Here is a 17,769-nt window from a genome sequence, read left to right as displayed (position 1 = left end):
TCGGCCGCCGCCGCGTCGTCGTGACGGGACGGCCTGGCCGGTCAGCCGGAGGTCAGCGCGAGGATGCCGACCGCGAAGCAGATCGCGGCCAGCACGAGGACCGGGATCACCACTTTGGCGGGTGGTCCCGGTTTGTGCGTGCGGGCGGGCAGCGCGGGGGAGGCGGCCGGTCCTTGCGGCGCCGGCTGGAGGTGGGGCTGGGGCTGCGGGTGCGCGGCTGCCGGTGCCGACGTGGGCGTCGGTGCCGGTTCCGGTTCGGGCAGCGGGACGGGTCGGGCCGCCGCGGGGACCGGGACGTCGGTCCTGGTCGCCGGGTGCGGCGCGGGGGCCGGCAGCGGGTAGCCGTTCGTGGGGGACACGTAGCCGGGCTCGGGGGTCCGGCGCGGCGGTGCGGACGGCACGGGCGGGCGTACGGCCGCGGATACGGTCCCGGGTCCGCTGCGGTCTGTGCGGTCCGCCGCCGCCGACAGGGGGCCGTGCGGGCCGAAGCCCTCGGGCAGCGGTCCGATCTGGTCGAAGATCTCCACCGGCTCCTCCCCCGGCGGCGGCTCCGGCAGCATCTCGACGGCGCCCGCCAGCGCCTTGCGCGCTCCTGTGGCGGTACGGAACCGGGCCCGCGGGTCCGGCTGCAGCAGGGCCCCGATGACCTGCCACAGCGACTCCGGCACCCCGGTGGGGGCCGGCGGCACGCCGTCGGCGAGGAAGCGCTGCGCGATGGCCCGGGCGTCCGGCTTCTGGCCGCCCAGCAGATAAAGGGCGACCAGGCCGACGGCGTAGAGGTCCGCGGGTACGTCCGGCTCCGCGCCCATCATCTGCTCCGGCGCGAAATACCCCGGCGTACCGACCACATAATCGGCCTCGGTCAGCCGCGGTTCACCCTTGCGCATGGCGATGCCGAAGTCCGACAGCCGTACGTGCGGGGTGCCGGTGCCGGTCGCCTCCAGCAGGATGTTGGCCGGCTTGATGTCCCGGTGGATGATGCCCTCGGCGTGCACCGCGTGCAGCCCGGACAGCAACTGGTCGACCAGGACGCACACATAGCGCGGCGGCAGCGGCCCGTAGTCGCCGATCAGGTGCGCCAGCGAGCCGCCGTGCACCAGGTCCATGGTGAACAGGACCTTGTCGTCGTCGGCCGCCCAGCTCGCCGGGGCCAGCACATGCGGATGGTCGATACGCATCGCCTGTTCGCGGACGAAGCGCAGCAGGGCGTGGGCGTCGCTCTGCTGGAGGACCTTCGCCGCCACATAGCGGCGCCGCCGCTGGTCCCAGGCCCGCCAGACCGCGCCGGCACCGCCGCGCCCGATCGGGTCGACCAGCTCGTAACGGCCAGCGAAGACCTCACCCATGGCGTACCGCTCTCCCCCTGCTTGCTGTCCTGTCAGTCCCGGTGCGACTCGTAGTGGGCGACGGCCTCACTGGTGCGCCCGGCGCCGTACACACGAAGGAACTCTGCCAGGTGGGGATGGGTCGGCGCGAGGGAGTGGGCCGCCTGCTCGATCTCCTCGGCCGATGCGACCGACCGCAGCACCTCCTGGATGCCCCGCACCACCTGCCGGGGCGCAGCCCCGTCCGCGGCGACCGAATGCGTCGTCGTGCCGAGCACGGAGGAGCCCGCCGACTCGCGGATCTCGTCCATCCTGGCCGCGGCCTCCAGCGCCCCGGTCCGCCCGTCCGCCACCTGCCCGGACAGCTCCTGCAGCGCCTGGAGCCGCTGCACCACCGCCGGATTCCCGATCTTGGCCCGCTGCCCGCTCTTGAGCTGCGACAGCATCGGCGCGGACAGTCCGAGCACTGCCGCCAGCCGCGCCTGATTGAGCCCCAGATCCCCGATCAGCCGCTGGAACAGTTCCCCCAGCGGCTCCCCGTACCACCCCCGCTGCAACTCCCTGGCCTCGACCGCCCGAGCCACGGCGTCCTGCCCCGAGCCGTCCATAGCCGCTCCCCATTTGCGCCTGCGAATCCGCAAACCATCCTAGGCGGGCCGTATCCCGTTTCAGCCCACCCCACCCGACCCGGTACGCTGTTTCCGACGCGGGGCCTTAGCTCAGTTGGTAGAGCGCTGCCTTTGCAAGGCAGATGTCAGGAGTTCGAATCTCCTAGGCTCCACACGCATTCACCCCTCTGACCTGCGAAAATATGGTCAGGGGGGTGTTTTTGTCCTGATTTCCTGTGCTGGCATGGCAGCTCGGTGGTGCTGACGTAAGCCTCAGCAAGGCCGTGTCCACAGGTCAGGAGAGGCCCTTCCCCCTCCTCGCCAGGGCCCGCTTGAGCTGGCTGCTATCGGGCCTTCGTGTGATGCCGGTCGGAGATGAGGAGGCGAAGGCGGCCTCGGCCCTGTTGATCGGCGCCGGTCTGCATGGTCACAAGTACGCCATTGACGCGGCTGTGGCTGAGGCCGCAGTGCGGCAGCAGCATCCAGTGGTCATGCTGACATCCGGCATCGACGACATGACCAAGCTGTGCGGCGACCGGGTCCGGCTCGTCGCTGTGTGAGGCGCGCACTGGGTGGCCGAAGGAGTTCAAAGCGGGCCCGGAGCAGTGGGGTGGAGAGCATGCCCCTGCCGCCGATCGCCTACCTGGTCAGCGACGCCTCCGCGATCGGCGCCCCGGCTGAGCCGTGACGGTGTGTTCGCGACCGCAACCCGAGGGGGGTGTGCTGACGTGTCAGCACGAGGATCGGATCGAGGCGGATCGAGCGTGATCCAGAAGGATTTACGCAGGCCGGCGGCCCCTCTCGCCCGGTTCGCGCGAGAGGGGCCGCCGGCGTCCGGTACGCATGGCGTACGCATCAGGCCGCGGGCGTGCTCCCGCGGTGCCGAGCCCTTGGCCGGGGGGAGCCCCCGGCGGTCGCTGCGGGCAGGTCCCAGGCGCTGTGCCTGCGACGGCAGGTCGCCCGGTGCCGCGCGGCGCCTGGGGGGACGGCGGGGATGGTGAGGGCGCGTCAGTGGTGGGGGCCGTGGCGGCCGAGGGTGTGCACGGGGGTCGCGCCGGGGCGGGTCCACTGCGGTACGGGGCGGCTGGTCGGGCCCCAGGTCGCGGCGCCGTCGGCGTCCGAGCGCCAGTACCAGCAGGCCTGGTGGCCCTTGGACGGGTGCTCCTCGCGGGCATCGCCGATCACGGGCCGGCCCTCGGGGTCGTCCTCCCACGCCTCGCCGCGGCCGTACGGCGTCATGTCGAGCAGGGCGAGGGAACCGTTGACGGGCTCATTGCCGCGGCCGGTCGTGGAGTAGGTGAGGAACACGCGGTCGCCGTCGCGCAGGAAGGCGGCGAGGTGGCCCATCTGTCCGCCGATCGGCGCGGCCACGCCCCGCACCGAATACCAGGGCTGGGTGTAGCCCATGAACTCGACGTAGGCGGCCACCTCGTCCCACCGGCCCGAGGTCAGGACGGCGAAGGAGACGCCCCGGGCGTTGAGGTAGACGGCGTCCTTCGCGTGCCAGGCGGTGGTGGTGCAGCCCTCGCACTGCCCCTGGTGCGGCGCGCCGTCGTACCACATGTGCTGGTAGACCACGAGCTCGTCGCGCCCCTGGAACAGGTCGAGGAACGGGACCGGCCCGTCGGGTCCGACGACCTCGGCCGTCCCGTCGAGCTCGACCATCGGCAGCCGCCGCCGGGCCGCGGCGATCGCGTCGCCCTCATGGGTGTGCGCCTTCTCGCGGACCAGCAGCTCCTCGCGCGCCGCCTGCCAGGTGGCCAGGTCGACAACCGGCGGCGTGCCGGGGAGGTCGCTGCTCGCGTTGCCGGGCGTGGTCGTCATGGTGCCCTCCGTGGTGTCTCGTGCCGGGCAGCGTCGTACGACGCTCAGCAGGACAGACTCACGTCCCGGCCGGAACTCATCGCTGCGGAGGGCGCCCTCGGCCACGTCGGGCCGGCCCGCTCAGCCCCGCGCCCCAGGAAGAAGCACAGCCGGGGTCGACGGGGCTGTCGGGGGTGCGGGCGACGGTGTCGCCGTGGTGGCGGTAGCGGTCGTTGACGACGTGCTGGGCTTCGTTCAGGCCCGGGCCGGAGCCGCGGCCGGCGTCGAAGACCGTGCGGACCGCCCGTATGAAGGCGTCCTGGAGCACGTACCCGTCGACCTGCTCGCGGACGCCGGCCGGCGGCCGCTCTCCCACCGCTCGTCCATGACCGTGTCCCGCGTGCTCCCCCGACCGGCCCCGCGGACCCGGGATCAGTAGCCCGGCTGCTTCGCCAACTGCTCGCGGTGCGCGGCGATCTCGGGCTGGTAGACCTGGGCGTCCCAGTCCTCGGGGGCGACCGGCGTCAGGGCGATCGAGACCGCGCTCTCGCCGACCCCGAACGCCTCCTGGACGGCGGCCGTCAGCTGCTCCACCAGGCGGGCCTGCTGCTCGGCGGTGAGGGGCTTCGGGAAGTGCTGGATGGTCACGTGGGGCATGGGAGCTTCCTTGTCTGTTGTTCGGCCTGGTCCGCCGCCGGTCGTGGTGCGGCCCGCAGGAGCGCTTTGACCAGCTCGTCCACGCCCGGGTCGCGCAGCATCCCGTAGTGGCCGGCCTCCAGGTGGACGACGGCGGGCGGGGCGGCCGTGCGGCCCTGGACGCGTTCGATGAAGGAGGGTTCGTCGCCCTGGGCACGGAAGACCGTGACGGGTGCCGAGACCCGGCGGGCGGCCGGATCGATGTGATCGTAGGTGAATCCGTAGGTGCGGCGGACGACGGTCACCACCCGGCGGATCAGCCCGGGGTCCAGCTGCGGGAACCGGCGGTCGATGAACCGCGCGAAGCTCTCCGCGTCGGTGGTCTCGCGCAGGCACTCCTTCAGGACCGGGCCGCTCACCGTGCTGCCGAAGACGGAGAAGAGCAGGGTGGTGAAGACGGGATCGGCGAAGTCGGCCGCCGCCGCCTGCCCGGGGGCGCCCGCCACCCGCGGCGAGCCCGGTGCCAGCAGGAACAGCTGCTCCACCCGCTCCCCCGACTGCTCCAGCTGCCACGCCGTCTCGAAGGCGACCCGCGCGCCGAAGGAGTAGCCCCACAGCGTGTACGGACCCGCCGGCTGGACCTGCCGCAGCGCCGCGACGTCGGCGGCGGCCATCTCCTCGATGGTCGGGAACGGCGTCTCGCCCTCGTTGATCCCGTGCGACTGGACGCCGTAGAACGGGCGTTCCCCGGGCGCGCGGGCCGCGAGCAGCCGCAGATTCATCGTGAAGCCGCCGAGCCCCGGCCAGCAGAAGACCGGCGGCCCGTCGCCCCCGGCCCGTAGCGGCGCCAGCCGGGAGGCGGTGGCGGCGGCCCGGGCGCTCACCGCCTCGGCCAGCTTCGCCACCGTGGGCGCCTCGAACAGCACTTGGGGCGGCAGGCCGCAGCCGAACGCCTCGTTGATCCGCTTGACCAGCGCGACCGCGATCAGCGAATTCCCGCCGAGCTGGAAGAAGTCGTCGTGCACGGAGACGGAGTCCCGCCGCATCGCCGTGCCCCACAGGGCGCACAACCGCGCCTCGACCCGGTTGCGCGGCTCCACCACCGGACGCGCGCGGGCCGCCGCCTCGGCCACGTACCCCTGGAGGGCCTTGGTGTCGAGCTTGCCGTTCGGGGTGTGCGGCAGCCGGGGCAGGACGAGGATCTGCCCGGGGAGCATGAATTCGGGCAGGGAGGAGGTCAGGTCCTCCCTGATCAGCTCCGCCGGACCCTTCATGTGCACCTGGTCCTCGTACATGCCCTCGTGGCTGATCTGCTCCTCGCTGACCTTGCCGCCGACGACGAAGTACGAGGGCCCGGTGCGCTGGCCCGCCTCCCGCAGGATCGCCGCCATGCGCCTGGCGGCGGGCAGGTCGTGGCCCGCGCGGGAGCTGTAACCCGCGGACATGAAGCCCAGGTTGGCGGTGTTCATCATCAGGCGCTGCAGTTCGCGGCCCAGCTCCAGATAGCTCATCCGCTCCCCGCGCTGCCCGGCCGCGGGGCCGACGAGGGTGATGCCGAAGCCGGACCGCTCGTAGACCGCCTGGTTGATGGCGATCACATGCCGCTTGAGGACCAGCTGGTCGCTGATCCGGTGCAGGCCGCCGTCCCGGTAGCGGTACTGGCCGCTGGGCAGTCCTGCCCCGCTGCCGGGGTGGAACTGCACGTAGATGTCGGGGGACTTCCGCGTGCGCGCCGCCGTCCAGGGCGCCAGCGCGAAGGAGCCCAGGTAGTAGTCGCCCTCGGCGCAGCCCAGCCGGCGCGGCAGGCCGCTGTCGTACGCCGCCTCGGCCAGCGCGAGGCCGTGGGCGGGCAGCACCTCGTCGAACAGGCCGGCCATGTGGCCGGCCTCGATCTCCAGGACCTCCTGGATGTTCTTCTTGTACACCGGTTCGATCGCCGATCTGCGGCCGATGAAGTGCACCCGCGCCCGGGGCTGTGCGGACGCCTCGGCGCCGTGGACCAGCACCAGTTCGTGGTCGACCGGGTGGTAGTAGTAGCAGCCCGCCGCCAGGCCCGCGATCCCGGCCAGCTCCAGGTACAGCTGCGTCGCGTAGAGCGAGCCGGGGGAGGCGTAGGCGTACTTCGGCAGCAGGCGCTCCCCGCTGAGGTGCTGGCCGAAATTCCGCAGCAGGCCGCCGAGTTCGGCCAGGGTCAGTTCCTCGGGGCGGCGCGATCCGGCGCCTTGTGCCGTACGCCCGAGCGCCGCGAGGACGTCCGCCGCCGCGAGCTGGTCGCCCTCGTAGAAGCGGTACGTCTTGCGCGCGAAGGCCCGGCGGCGCTGCTCGGGGCCGGCGGCGGCGCCGGGCAGGCGTACGGCGGGCCGGCCCGACAGGTCGGCCGCGTCCCGCACGCCCGGGTTCGACAGCTGGGCCTTGACCTGGAGCTTGGACGACTTCGACACATGGTGGTCCGCGTGCTCGCCCTGGTCCATCAACGCGGCCTCGCGCGGGCTCAGTTCGATGCACGCCACCAGGTGCTGGGAGCCGGTGCGCGGGTCGGTGCGCAGCAGCACGGCGGCGTTCCTGACCCAGTCGTGGGCCTCGATGGCCAGCCGTATCTCGTCCAGCTCGATACGGAAGCCGCGCAGCTTGACCTGGTTGTCGGCCCGGCCGGCGAACTGGGCCGTGCCGTCGGGATTGAAGTGGGCCAGGTCGCCGGTGCGGTAGAGCCGTTCGTGGCCCGGCTCGGACGCGCCCGCGGCGGTGTTCGGCAAGAAGCGCTCGGCGGTGAGCAGCGGCTGGTGCAGATAGCCGCGGGCCAACTGGATGCCGCTGATGTGCAGTTCACCGGTCGTGCCCGGCGGCACGGGACGGCCCTCGGCGTCCAGGATGTGATAGCGCAGGCCGGTCACGGGCGTGCCGATCGGCAGGGCGCCGGGGCCTTCGCCGAGGGCGGCGGGATCGACGGTGTGGGCCGAGGTGTTGATGGTGCACTCGGTCGGGCCGTAGAGGTTGACCAGGGCGGCCCCCGGAAGTGCCGAGGCCAACTGCCCGGCGAGCGAACGGGACAGTGCCTCGCCGCCGCTGAAGAGGTGGGTGAGCGAGGTGCAGCGGTCGAGCGCGTCGGTGTCGACCAGGGCCTGCAGCAGGGTCGGCACGCACTGGAGGGTCGTGACGCCGTGGCGGACGACGGCCTCGATCAGGCGGGTGGGATCCCGGTGGATGCCGCCCGACCCGACCACCACCCGGCTGCCGTACGCGGGCGCCAGGATCTCCCACTGGGCCGCGTCGAAGCTGACCGGGGTCTTCTGGAGCACGGTCGCGCCCGCGCCGAGCCCGAAGGAGTCGGCGAGCCAGCGCATCTGGTGCGCGATGGAGCGGTGCTCGATCGTCACGCCCTTGGGCCTGCCGGTGCTGCCCGAGGTGTAGATGACGTACGCCAGATCCGCCGGGCGCGGGCCGCCGGGCAGATCGGCGGATTCCTCGTCGGACCGGCCCTTGGCGAAGTCCACGACGTCGTCGAGGGTGATGACGACGGTTTCCGCGCCGAGGAACTCAGCGAGCCGGTGGCGCAGCGATTCCTGGGTGAGCACGACGGCTAATCGGGCATCGCGCACAATATGGTGAATGCGCTCTTCCGGATAGTCGGGCGAGAGCGGAAGATAGGCGCCGCCGGAGCGCAGAACGCCCCAGGCACCGATCACCAGATCCAGCGAGGGTTCGACGAAGAGCCCCACGCCCGCGTCCGCGCCGACGCCGAGGTGGTACAGGTAACGTGCCACGTCGGCGGCCTGGTCGGCCAGTTCGCGGAAGGTGAGCGACTCGCCCTCGTGGACCACGGCGATGTCGCCGGGGCGGGCGAGCGCCTGCGAATCCAGCAGTTCCGGCAGGCATGTTCCAGCGGCGTCCAGGCTCTTCATCAACGTACCCCCGTATTCGGATGGGGCCTCGACCTCGCGCTCGAACGTACGGATTCGCGCCGGGCTGCGCGCCGCGGGGGACCCCCGCAATCAGTGCAGTGCGGCAACCCGAACCATGGGCGGCGTGGCCATCGCGCACGCGGAGCGGCAGGTTTTGGGCGAGCACGTGCCCCGCAGCGCACGGAAACCCGGGACGCGTGTCGAGCCGAAGTGATCCGGAGGGCCCCGTGACCGAACCAACCACCGGCCGTGTCGTCGGCTCGCTCGATGAACTCGTGGGCAATACGCCGATGTTGCGGCTGCGCCTGCCCGGGCTGCCCGCCGACGCGCGCGTGCTGGCCAAGCTGGAGGCGGCCAACCCGCTGTCCAGCATCAAGGACCGGGCCGCCCTGTTCATGCTGCGCGCCGCCGAGGAGTCGGGGGCGCTGCTGCCCGGCGGGACGGTCATCGAGTCCACCTCGGGCAACACCGGTATCGCGCTCGCCGCGCTGGCCGCCGCCCGCGGCTACGCCTGCCGGATCGTGCTGCCCGACAACGCCTCGCGGGAGCGCCTGCTGACCTTGCGGATGCTCGGCGCCGAGGTCGAGTTCACCGACCACACCCTCGGCTTCGCCGCCTGTGTGGAGCGGGCGGAGAAGCTGCACGCCGAGACCGACGGGTCCTGGTACGCGGGCCAGCACCTGAACGCCGACAACGTCCGCGCCCACTACGAGACGACCGGCCCGGAGATCTGGCGGGACACCGGCGGCCGGGTCGACCACCTGGTGTGCGGCGTCGGCACCGGCGGCACCCTGACCGGTATCGCGCACTACCTCAGGGAGCGCAATCCCCGGCTGAACGTCGTGGCGGTCGAGCCCGCGGGCTCGCCCCTGCTGTCGGGCGGCGCGCCGGGACCGCACCGCATCCCCGGTCTGAACGGCGGATTCACCAGCCCGGTCACGGATGTCGCGGCCATCGACGAGGTGATCGTCGTCGCGGACGAGGACGCCGCGGCCACCACCCGCGCCATCGCCGCCGCCACCGGGCTGCTGGTCGGCGTCTCCTCGGGCGCCGCCGCCCACGGCTGCGTGGAATTGGCGCGCCGGCACGACCTGGCCGGGGCCACCGTCGCCACCGTCTTCCCCGACACCGGGGAGCGCTACCTCAGCTGGTGGCCCGACGCCGGGGAGAGCCCGGCCGCGGTCGGCGCGGCGCTGCGGCCGGCCGGATGAGCAGGGTGCGGGCCTCGCCCTCGCTGCGCCGGCGGATCGGGGAGACCCTCGACGTCATCGTGGCCCGCGACCCGTCGGTCCGGTCGCGCACCGAGGCGCTGCTGCACCCGACCGTGCTGACCCTGCTGGGCTACCGCACCGGCAACTTCCTCTACCGGCACCGCCGTTACCTCATCGCCCGCCTGGTGTGCACCGCCACCAAGGTCCTCACCGGAGGCATCGACATCCACCCGGGCGCGCGGATCGGCCGGCGGTTCTTCGTCGACCACGGCAGCGGGGTGGTGGTCGGCGAGACCGCCGTGATCGGCGACGACGTATCGCTCTTCCACCAGGTCACGCTGGGCTCCTTCGGCTGGTGGCACGAGCAGGAGCACGCGCGGCGGGGCGCCCGCCGCCATCCCCGGCTCGGCAACGGCGTCACCGTCGGCGCGGGGGCGACCTTGCTCGGGCCGATCACCGTCAGCGACGATGCACTGATCGGTGCGATGTCCCTGGTGCTCAGCGATGTGCCCAAGGGGGTGCATGTACGCGCCCCGGAGGCGGTCGTCGGCCATGCGCCGGCCCTGGCACCTCAGGACAGCCCGCGCACGGAACCGCAGCCTCCACACCGGAACGGATCGGAACGCACCCATGAATCCTGAGCGTTCGCTGCTGCTCGTCGGCGCCACCGACGAAACAGTGGCCAAGGCCAAGCAGTTGGGCTTGTACGTCCTGCTGCTCCAGCACCCCACCAAGGTCAGCGCCGAGCAGGAACGCCTCGCCGACCTGCTGGAGGTGGTCGACTACACCCGCTGGGACCTGGTGGAGCCGATAGCCGAGCGGCTCCGGGACACCCCCGGTTTCGCCGCCGCCACCTCGATCACCGAGCCGGGCCTGGAGAACGCGGCCCGTATCAACGACCTGTTCGCCCTGGGCGGCACCGGCTACGAGGTCACCCGGCGCTTCCGCGACAAGGCGGCCATGCGCGAGCACCTGGCCGGGCTCGACCCCGACGCGGTCCGCGCCCGGCCGCTGCGCGGGCGCGATGACCTGGACGCCTTCGGCGAGCGCGTCGGCTACCCCTTCATCGTCAAGCCGACCGACGCCACCGCCAGCATCGGGGTGCAGCGCCTGGACGGTCCCGCCGACGCCGACCGGGTCTGGGCCGAGGTGCGGCGGCTGTCGGGCACCAGGACCGACCGGGTCTCGACGCTGATGCTGCTCCAGGACTTCCTGATGGAGGAGTATCTCGACGGCCCCGAATACAGCGTGGAGTCCTTCAGTTCTGCCGGGCGCCATGTGGTCATCGCCGTCACCGAGAAATTCACCGACCCCGCGCACTTCGCCGAACTGGGGCACGCGGTCCCCGCCCGGCTCGGCGCGGCGGTCGAGGAGCGGGTACGCGCGGCCGTCACCGGCTTCCTCGACCGGCTCGGCGTCGAGGACGGCGTCTGCCACACCGAGGTGCGCATCGGCGCCCGCGGCCCCCGCGTCGTCGAGAGCCAGAACCGGATCGCCGGCGACGCCATCACCGACCTGGTGCACAGCGTCTACGGCATCGACACCATCACGCTCGCCCTCGGCGCGCCCTTCGGCCTGGCCGAGAAGCTGCCCGACCGGCCGGAGGCGCACGGCGGGGCCGCCGTACGGTCGGTGGTCGGCCGGCCGGGCGACACCGTGGAGTCGGTGGACGGTGTGGCCGAGGCGCAGGCGCTCGCCGACGTGCTCGCGGTACGCATCAGCGCCAAGCCCGGGGAGACGGTGCGCCCGCTGCGGGACAACTGGGACCGCCTCGGCCTGGTCGCGGTGACCGGCGAGGACACCACCGCGGCGATCCGGCGCGGCGCCGAGGTCATCGGCGGCGTGGTGAAGGTCAGGGTGAAGGACCCCGACGGCCGGCCGGGCCTGGCCGAGGCGGCGCCGGTCAGCGACCGGACGGTGATGCCGGCATGAGCGTCCTGATCCTGCACCGCAACGCCTTCGCCGCCTTCCCCTACCGCCGGTGGCTGGACGGCGACGCCCCCGGCCTGGACGGCGGCACGCCGTACGCCGGGGACATCGTCGTCCTCGCCGCCCGCGACAAGATCGAGCTGGCCGGCGAGGAGGTCCCGGGCGAGCGCGACCACGACGTCACCCGCCTCGAACTCTTCGACACCCTCGACGACGAGGCGGTGCCGGCCCGCGCGCTCGCCCTCGCCGAGGAGTACGGGGTCACGCACGTCATCGCCCACCACGAGGCGGACGTCGTCCTGGCCGCCCGGCTGCGCGAGCGCCTCGGCCTGGACGGGGCGTGGAGCGCCGACATCACGCCCTTCCGCGACAAGGCCCTGATGAAGCGGCTGGCCCAGCGGGCCGGTATCGAGGTCGCCCCGCACACCGTCCCCGCCACCGCCGCCCAGGCCCGCGACTTCGCCGGCCTGCACGGCTTACCCGTGGTGCTCAAGGACCGGGCCGGCTACAACTCCATCGGCCTGCGGATCATCGCCGACCGCGACGAGCTGGAGCTGCGGCTCGCCGAGGCCTACCAGGACGGCGCGCGGGACGACCTGCTCATCGAGTCCTACGTGCCCGGGCGGATGTGCCATGTCGACGGGCTGGTGGTGGACGGCCGCACGGTGGCCGCCTGGCCGTCCCAGTACCAGTACGACCTGGCCTCCTTCGGGGCCGACCCCGGTCCGCGGGTGGACCTGACCCTGGACGTGGACGATCCGCTCACCCCGCGGCTGCTCGCACTGGTCGAGGAGACCCTGGCGGCGCTCAAGCCCGAGGGCTCCCGGCTGCGCACCCACGCCTTCCACGCGGAGGTCTTCCACACCCCCGACGACCGCCTGGTGCTGTGCGAGATCGCCGGCCGGTCGGGCGGCGCGAAGATCAGAGAGGTCTTCGAGACCCTCTTCGGAATCCAGCTCGCCGTGCAGGTGACCCGCGCGGAGGCCGGCCTCCCGCTGCCCGCGGTCGAGGGCGCCGCGGACGACGCGGGCCGCCTGCGGCCGCGCTGCATGTCGGGGCAGGTGCTCACGATGAAGCGGCCGGGACTGGTGCGCTCGCTGCCCGCCGTGCCCGACGAGGACTGGGTCAAGGGCTTCTGGCTCTTCGCCGAGGAGGGCCAGGTGATCGCCCCGGCCGCGGGCTCCGCCGACTTCCTCACCGCGGCGGTGGGTTCGGCCCCGACCCGTACCGAGTGCGAACGCCGGCTGCGCGCCCTGGGCGCCCGGGTCATCGCCGGGACGACGATCGTGGCGCCCACCGGGACCAGCGCCCTGGCGGAGGCGCGATGAGGCGGCGGCTGTCGTCCGTGCGCACGACGTACATGCTCGGCATGGTCGTCGACGCGACCGGCAGCGGCATGTACGTCCCCCTGTCGCTGCTCTACTTCCACCACGTGACCGGTCTGTCGCTCACCCGGGTCGGTGTCATCGTGACGACCGCCTCGGTGATCGGCCTGGTCAGCAACCCGGTCGCCGGCATCCTCATCGACCGCTTCAGCGCCCGCGCCGTACTGGTGGGGGGATACGTGCTGCGCGCCGCGGCCTTCTGCACGTATCCGCTGGTCCACAACGGCGTGGTCATGTTCGCGGTGGTGCTGCCGGTCGCCCTCGGCGACACCTCCTACCCGCCGGCCATCCAGTCCTTCGTGGCGGAGATCGTGCGGGGCACCGAGCGGGACAAGCTGCTCGCCCTGCAGCGCAGCCTGCGCAATGCGGGGCTGGGCGTGGGCGGCCTGATCGCCGGCGCGGCCCTCGCCATCGGCGACTCCGGCTACTACGTCGTCGTGCTCGGGGCCGCCGCCGGCTATCTGCTGTCGGCCGGGCTGCTCAGCACGATCCGCCCCAGTGCAGCGGCGCAGCCGGCCGGCGGCCGGGTCTCCCGCAAGGGCGGCTACCGGATGGTGGCGCGCAACCGCCCCTTCCTCGGTCTGACGCTGCTGAACATCCCGACGGCCTTCGGCTACATGGTGCTGTCGGTGGCACTCCCGGTGTACCTCACCCGCAACCTGGACGCGCCCGTCTCGCTGGTGGGCTTCCTCTACGCGGTCAACACGGTCGGCATCGCGCTGTTCCAGATCCCGGTCAGCCGGGTCGTCGTCCGCTATCGCAGGACGCGTGCGGTGGCGCTCGGCGCGAGCATCTTCGCGCTGTCCTTCGTCACCTTCGCGGTGCTCGGCGGCCTGTCGACCGGGGCCGCGCTGGTCGTGGGGGTCTTCACCGCGACCGCCGCCTTCACCGTGGGCGAGCTGCTGCACGGCGCCACGGCCTCCGCGCTGGTGGCCCAGGCCGCGCCGGAGGAGACCCGCGGCCGTCATCTCGCGGTCTACCAGCTGTCGTGGGCGGTGCCCATCGCGCTCGCGCCGACGGTGCTCACCGGCCTGCTGTCGGTGTCGGCCACCGGGATGTGGCTGCTGCTGGCCGCGGCCACGGCGGGCTCCGCGCTGGGTGTGCTGCGCCTCGAGCGCACCCTGCCCGCCGCCGCGGTGCATCCGGTGCTGCCCGGGGCGGCACCGGCCCTGTCCACGACCGGATCCACCAGAAAGGTTGCGTGACCGCCATGGGGATGTCCAGCTGGCGCGTGCTCGGCGAAGAGGACCCCGAATTCACGGAGGAGGAGGTCGCGGGACAAAGCGGCCTGGTCAGCCAGCTGCGTCCGCTGATAGCGGAGTTGAGCAAGCCCGGCGACCTGGTGTTCGATCCGTTCGCGGGCTGGGGCACCACGCTGGTGGCCTGCGCGGCCGAGCGGCGGCTCGGGGTCGGCATCGAGATCAACCCGTCCCGGGCGGAGGAGGCGCGGCAGCGCGTCGCGCGCTATCCGGAGCAGCGCATGCTCTGCGGCGACGCCCGCAGGCCCCCGCTCGACCCGGACACCGTGGACCTGGTCCTGTGCGACCTGCCGTACTTCGGCACCGACCTGGACCTCGAAGCGCCCGACCCGGGCCAGATGTACGCGCTGCGCGACTACGACGTCTATCTGGCGGCGCTCGACGAGATCTTCGCGGCCGTCGCCCGGGTGATGCGGCCGGGCGCCTACGCGGTGATCGCCGTGCAGAACCGGCGGATCGCCGACCGGTTCGTCCCGCTGGCCTGGGACGCCTCGCGGGTGCTCGGCCGCCATCTGACCCTGGGGGACGAGCGCGTCCACCTGTACGACTGGCCGGTCAAGGACGAGGACGACCCGATGCGGACGAACCGTTCGCACGAGTATCTGCTGATGGCCCGGAAGTGACCCGGCCCAGCGCGTACACGTCCGTCCCGGGCGCGTGGTCCGGCAGGGGCTCGGCCGGTGCGGGGCGCGCGGCGGCGTATTCGCTGCGCGCCATCCGGTAGCCGAGCTGGAAGCGGTGCTGGGCGCCGTACTGCTCGCGCAGCGAGGCGATGTGCCCCTGCACGGACCGCAGGCTCATGCCGAGGCGGCGGGCGATCGCCTTGTCGGAGCGGCCCTCGACCAGCAGCGCCTTGATGGCCTGCCGCATGTCGGGCACGACCTCGCCGGCGGCGTCCGCGGCCCGCACCGGACGGAAGGGGAAGCGCTCGGCCCGTACCCAGGCCCGCTCGAAGACGTCGCTGAGGAAGGCGACGACGGCGCGGTCCTGGATCAGCGCGGCGCTGTGGCGGTGCTCGCCGCCGGGGATGAAGGCGACCTCGGCGTCGACGATGATCAGCCGGTCGAAGAACTCAGGGAGGGTGCGCACCTGCCCGCCGTACGCCAGGACCTGCTGCACGTACTTCTTCGCGGGCTCGGAGAAGCGGGCGCTGTGCTGGAAGAGCGTCCGCATGGCGACCCCGCGCGTCAGCGGGTCCCGGACCGCCGCCAGGGCCTCGTGCAGGGTGGCACCGGGGCCGGGTCCGTCCGGCTGGGCCGTGAGGATCTCGTGCTTCGCGCGCCATAGCGCCTCGTTGATCGCGTCCTGGACCGCTGCCTGGCCGTCGAGGTGGCGGATACGGCCGGGCGCCTCGGCGGTCCCGGCGCCGGCGCCTTCGGCGAGGACGAGCTGACCCGCGGTTTCGATGGCGTAGCGCTCAAGGCTGCTGAGGGTGTCGGCGATCCTGAGCAGGGACTGCAGCGGTAAGTTCGGAGGGGGCAGGGTCTCCGGCGTCGGTGTACTGCCTGCGCTCATGAAAATCTTCCTTTCCATGGACTCGACCTGGGCACGGCGCCAGGGCCGCTGGTGCGGGCGCGCCAGCGGCCGGTCGTGAGCCGGGCGCAGGGGAGCACGTCGGGAGTTCTTCCGGCTTCCGCGGGACGTGCGGTGCCCACCGGGCTCGCGGCGCGGCAGGGCGCCGGCGCCCGGTGGCGGGCAGGCGGGACGGCGGTGCGGTCGGGACGGCCCGCCCGGGGGTGATCCGGCTAGCGGTGCGCGCCCGGCCGGCGGCCACCGGGCAATTGATCAGCGGTCGAATACCGGCGCCGGAGGAGATCGACTCGATCCTCGGGCCCTCGACGGCCTTTCACGGGCTTTGGTTCCGGCCGACATCGACGCACACGCATATGATTCCCCCGTTTCGCGAAACCCCGGCGCCCCCGCGGCCGACTGCTGTGCGGCGGCCAAATGCGGTCGGGCACCGTACCCGCAGGCCTCGCCCCTTCCAGATCCCTCGTGAACGTTCAAGAAGTCTGCAATACAAGTGACGAACACTCAAGGGATTCCGGATCACAACTCTGGGCCGCCCGGCGGAATGCGGGGCTCAGTGCCAGGTCGCGGCGGTCCTACGGCGGCGCGGGTCCCCGCGGGCCTCGGACAATTCAGGACGGTCCCTTGCGGCGGACACCCCGGCCATGGATCTTGAAACGACGGCCGGATGACGGGCGGTGCGGACGGATTCAGGGCACATGCCCCGGTAAAGTCCCCGCCGGCGGCGAATCCGGCGGCGGGATTTCCCGCGGCCCGCGGCACGGTCATTTCTGCCGGGCCGCACGGGGAATTGCCTGTTCGTAGGCCCCTTCGCCCTGTGCGGGTGAAGGGGCCACGTGCTTTCCCGGGGTGCCGGGCCGGATCAGACGGGGGTGGCGGCCGGCCAGAGGGCGTCGATGGACTTCTCGGCGCCGGCGAGGCTCTCGTCGGCCAGCGGGATCAGGTCGGACATGGCCGGGTTGACCTTGGCCAGGGTCAGTTCCGCGGTGATGAAGCGCGGGGTCAGGCCGGTCAGGGCGACGCCGTGCGGCAGCCACTGCTCGGCGTGGTCCCAGCCCTCGCGGGGCGTGCCGGGGGCGTAGCCGCCGCCGCGGGAGAGGAGAACGATGAAGTCGCGGCCGCCGAGCAGGCCCTCGCGGGTCTCCGGGTCGAAGGACAGGCCGACGGCGATCAGGTGGTCGACCCAGGACTTCACGGCGCTGGGCGGGCCGAAGTTGTAGACGGGCAGGCCGAGCAGCACGGTGTCGGCCGCCAGCACCTCGCCGACGACCTCCTCGCTCAGCGCCCAGGCGGCGGCCTGTGCCGGGGTGCGGTCGGCGGCCGGCACGGATCCGGCGTGGGCGGTGCTCGCGACGACGTGCGGCAGCGGGTTCTCGCCCAGGTCGCGGTAGGTGACGGTGCCCTCGGGGTGGGCGGCGCGCCAGGCCGCGGCGGCGCGGGCGGTGAGCCGGCGGCTGGTCGAGTTGGCGCCCTGGATGCTGGAGTCTATGTGCAGCAGGTGAGGCATCTCATTGACCTTTCGTTATTGGTTTGCGTAACACCAACGATTTATACCACGACATGTTTCCTGCGTGTCCGGATAGACTGCATGGATGGCCTCCCTGCCCGTGCTGAACCAGCCGCCGAGGCGGTCGGGCGCGCTGCTCGACAACCTGGCCCGGCGGATGCGCCTGCACGCCGAATCCGTGCTGGAGCCGCTCGGGCTGCGCCCGCGGCATCTGGTGACGCTGACCGTGCTGCGGGACCGCGAGGGAAGCACGCAGCAGGCGCTCGCGACGACGCTGATGATGGACCGGGCGACGGTGGTCGGACTGCTCAACGATCTTGAGGCGGACGCCCTCGTGGAGCGGCAGCGCTCGCCCGAGGACCGCAGGCGGCACATCGTGCGGCTGACCGACCGCGGGGCCACGCTGCTCGCGAGGGCGGAGTTCGCGCTCGCGGCGGTGGAGGACGAGGTGCTGTGCGCGCTGGACGACAAGCAGCGGGCCACTCTGTACGACCTGCTGCTGCTCGCCGCGTCCGGGACGGTGCCGGACTGCGGGGCCGCCGCGGTAGAGGCGGCGCCCGACGAGGCCTGCGACCCGATGGCCCACGGGGCCTGCCTCCCCGCGCCGCAGCGGCCCGCGCGGGACTGACCCGGGCAGGCCCGGACTCCCGGACCCGGCGCCCGGCGTGAGCCGATGG

At 72.8% G+C, this 17,769-nt stretch carries 16 protein-coding genes and 1 tRNA gene; 9 read left to right on the top strand and 8 right to left on the bottom strand.

What is annotated here, in order from left to right:
- Window positions 1-41: 41 nt before the first annotated feature.
- Both OHA86_RS18920 and OHA86_RS18915 read right to left on the bottom strand, forming a co-directional pair.
- A complete protein-coding gene (locus OHA86_RS18920; protein WP_329176908.1) occupies window positions 42-1,346 on the bottom strand; it encodes a serine/threonine-protein kinase in 1,305 nt (434 codons plus the stop codon).
- 32 nt (window positions 1,347-1,378) lie between these two features.
- Window positions 1,379-1,933 (bottom strand): DNA-binding protein, encoded by a 555-nt coding sequence (locus tag OHA86_RS18915; RefSeq protein WP_329176907.1) that lies wholly within the window; start codon window positions 1,931-1,933, stop codon window positions 1,379-1,381.
- 100 nt (window positions 1,934-2,033) lie between these two features.
- Between OHA86_RS18915 and OHA86_RS18910 the strand changes: the two genes are divergently transcribed.
- Both OHA86_RS18910 and OHA86_RS18905 read left to right on the top strand, forming a co-directional pair.
- Window positions 2,034-2,106, top strand: a tRNA-Ala gene (locus OHA86_RS18910).
- 63 nt (window positions 2,107-2,169) lie between these two features.
- Window positions 2,170-2,493 (top strand): hypothetical protein, encoded by a 324-nt coding sequence (locus OHA86_RS18905; RefSeq protein WP_329176906.1) that lies wholly within the window; start codon window positions 2,170-2,172, stop codon window positions 2,491-2,493.
- Between the two features lie 448 nt (window positions 2,494-2,941).
- Here the strand turns inward: OHA86_RS18905 and OHA86_RS18900 are convergent, their stop codons facing one another.
- From OHA86_RS18900 to OHA86_RS18885, 4 genes are all read right to left on the bottom strand, one after another.
- A complete protein-coding gene (locus OHA86_RS18900; RefSeq protein ID WP_329176904.1) occupies window positions 2,942-3,757 on the bottom strand; it encodes a DUF899 domain-containing protein in 816 nt (271 codons plus the stop codon).
- 76 nt (window positions 3,758-3,833) lie between these two features.
- Window positions 3,834-4,112: a hypothetical protein gene (locus tag OHA86_RS18895; RefSeq protein WP_329176901.1), complete on the bottom strand. Its 279-nt coding sequence runs from the start codon at window positions 4,110-4,112 to the stop codon at window positions 3,834-3,836.
- Window positions 4,113-4,168: 56 nt separating this feature from the next.
- Entirely contained in the window at window positions 4,169-4,393 is a 225-nt protein-coding gene (locus OHA86_RS18890; RefSeq protein ID WP_329176900.1) for a tautomerase family protein, read from the bottom strand.
- On the bottom strand, window positions 4,381-8,271 hold the full coding sequence (locus OHA86_RS18885) for an amino acid adenylation domain-containing protein (protein ID WP_329176898.1): 3,891 nt from the start codon (window positions 8,269-8,271) through the stop codon (window positions 4,381-4,383). Before OHA86_RS18885 ends, OHA86_RS18890 begins: the two co-directional genes overlap by 13 nt.
- 227 nt (window positions 8,272-8,498) lie before the next feature.
- Here OHA86_RS18885 and OHA86_RS18880 point away from each other — a divergent pair, with 227 nt between their 5' ends.
- Genes OHA86_RS18880 through OHA86_RS18855 form a run of 6 tightly spaced genes read left to right on the top strand, consistent with a single transcriptional unit; the run spans window position 8,499 to window position 14,678 of the window.
- Window positions 8,499-9,482, top strand: a complete 984-nt coding sequence (locus tag OHA86_RS18880) for a PLP-dependent cysteine synthase family protein (protein WP_329176897.1) — start codon at window positions 8,499-8,501, stop codon at window positions 9,480-9,482.
- The gene (locus tag OHA86_RS18875; protein WP_329176895.1) at window positions 9,479-10,123 is read left to right on the top strand and encodes a serine O-acetyltransferase; all 645 of its coding nucleotides are present in this window, start codon (window positions 9,479-9,481) and stop codon (window positions 10,121-10,123) included. Before OHA86_RS18880 ends, OHA86_RS18875 begins: the two co-directional genes overlap by 4 nt.
- Window positions 10,113-11,414 (top strand): ATP-grasp domain-containing protein, encoded by a 1,302-nt coding sequence (locus OHA86_RS18870; RefSeq protein ID WP_329176894.1) that lies wholly within the window; start codon window positions 10,113-10,115, stop codon window positions 11,412-11,414. Before OHA86_RS18875 ends, OHA86_RS18870 begins: the two co-directional genes overlap by 11 nt.
- Entirely contained in the window at window positions 11,411-12,739 is a 1,329-nt protein-coding gene (locus OHA86_RS18865) for an ATP-grasp domain-containing protein (RefSeq protein WP_329176893.1), read from the top strand. Before OHA86_RS18870 ends, OHA86_RS18865 begins: the two co-directional genes overlap by 4 nt.
- Complete coding sequence (locus tag OHA86_RS18860) at window positions 12,736-14,001, top strand: MFS transporter (RefSeq protein ID WP_329176891.1); 1,266 nt, start codon at window positions 12,736-12,738, stop codon at window positions 13,999-14,001. The genes OHA86_RS18865 and OHA86_RS18860 overlap by 4 nt, the downstream gene beginning before the upstream one ends.
- 5 nt (window positions 14,002-14,006) lie before the next feature.
- Complete coding sequence (locus OHA86_RS18855; RefSeq protein WP_329182467.1) at window positions 14,007-14,678, top strand: TRM11 family SAM-dependent methyltransferase; 672 nt, start codon at window positions 14,007-14,009, stop codon at window positions 14,676-14,678.
- On the opposite strand, the gene OHA86_RS18850 is transcribed toward OHA86_RS18855, so the two are convergent.
- Window positions 14,611-15,570 carry a LuxR family transcriptional regulator gene (locus OHA86_RS18850; RefSeq protein ID WP_329176889.1) on the bottom strand — a complete coding sequence of 320 codons (960 nt, stop codon included), beginning with the start codon at window positions 15,568-15,570 and terminating at the stop codon, window positions 14,611-14,613. The two genes, OHA86_RS18855 and OHA86_RS18850, sit on opposite strands and share 68 nt — an antisense overlap.
- Before the next feature lie 877 nt (window positions 15,571-16,447).
- Window positions 16,448-17,092, bottom strand: a complete 645-nt coding sequence (locus OHA86_RS18845) for an FMN-dependent NADH-azoreductase (protein WP_329176888.1) — start codon at window positions 17,090-17,092, stop codon at window positions 16,448-16,450.
- A gap of 85 nt (window positions 17,093-17,177) precedes the next feature.
- On the opposite strand from OHA86_RS18845, the gene OHA86_RS18840 reads away from it, so the two are divergent.
- A complete protein-coding gene (locus OHA86_RS18840) occupies window positions 17,178-17,720 on the top strand; it encodes a MarR family winged helix-turn-helix transcriptional regulator (RefSeq protein WP_329176887.1) in 543 nt (180 codons plus the stop codon).
- Window positions 17,721-17,769: the final 49 nt, after the last annotated feature.

This window comes from Streptomyces sp. NBC_01477, from assembly GCF_036227245.1.
Lineage (GTDB): Bacteria > Actinomycetota > Actinomycetes > Streptomycetales > Streptomycetaceae > Actinacidiphila.
Note: the sequence above shows the minus strand (reverse complement) of the source record. Positions and strands in the feature narration are given on the sequence as shown.

What these genes read in the sequence shown, in the direction of transcription:
- OHA86_RS18915 (WP_329176907.1), bottom strand. Translation starts at nt 1,933, where the DNA reads ATGGACGGCTCGGGGCAGGACGCCGTGGCTCGGGCGGTCGAGGCCAGG.
- OHA86_RS18890 (WP_329176900.1), bottom strand. Translation starts at nt 4,393, where the DNA reads ATGCCCCACGTGACCATCCAGCACTTCCCGAAGCCCCTCACCGCCGAG.
- OHA86_RS18860 (WP_329176891.1), top strand. Translation starts at nt 12,736, where the DNA reads ATGAGGCGGCGGCTGTCGTCCGTGCGCACGACGTACATGCTCGGCATG.
- OHA86_RS18845 (WP_329176888.1), bottom strand. Translation starts at nt 17,092, where the DNA reads ATGCCTCACCTGCTGCACATAGACTCCAGCATCCAGGGCGCCAACTCG.
- OHA86_RS18850 (WP_329176889.1), bottom strand. Translation starts at nt 15,570, where the DNA reads ATGAGCGCAGGCAGTACACCGACGCCGGAGACCCTGCCCCCTCCGAAC.
- OHA86_RS18865 (WP_329176893.1), top strand. Translation starts at nt 11,411, where the DNA reads ATGAGCGTCCTGATCCTGCACCGCAACGCCTTCGCCGCCTTCCCCTAC.
- OHA86_RS18855 (WP_329182467.1), top strand. Translation starts at nt 14,007, where the DNA reads ATGGGGATGTCCAGCTGGCGCGTGCTCGGCGAAGAGGACCCCGAATTC.
- OHA86_RS18920 (WP_329176908.1), bottom strand. Translation starts at nt 1,346, where the DNA reads ATGGGTGAGGTCTTCGCTGGCCGTTACGAGCTGGTCGACCCGATCGGG.
- OHA86_RS18900 (WP_329176904.1), bottom strand. Translation starts at nt 3,757, where the DNA reads ATGACGACCACGCCCGGCAACGCGAGCAGCGACCTCCCCGGCACGCCG.
- OHA86_RS18840 (WP_329176887.1), top strand. Translation starts at nt 17,178, where the DNA reads ATGGCCTCCCTGCCCGTGCTGAACCAGCCGCCGAGGCGGTCGGGCGCG.
- OHA86_RS18875 (WP_329176895.1), top strand. Translation starts at nt 9,479, where the DNA reads ATGAGCAGGGTGCGGGCCTCGCCCTCGCTGCGCCGGCGGATCGGGGAG.
- OHA86_RS18870 (WP_329176894.1), top strand. Translation starts at nt 10,113, where the DNA reads ATGAATCCTGAGCGTTCGCTGCTGCTCGTCGGCGCCACCGACGAAACA.
- OHA86_RS18885 (WP_329176898.1), bottom strand. Translation starts at nt 8,271, where the DNA reads ATGAAGAGCCTGGACGCCGCTGGAACATGCCTGCCGGAACTGCTGGAT.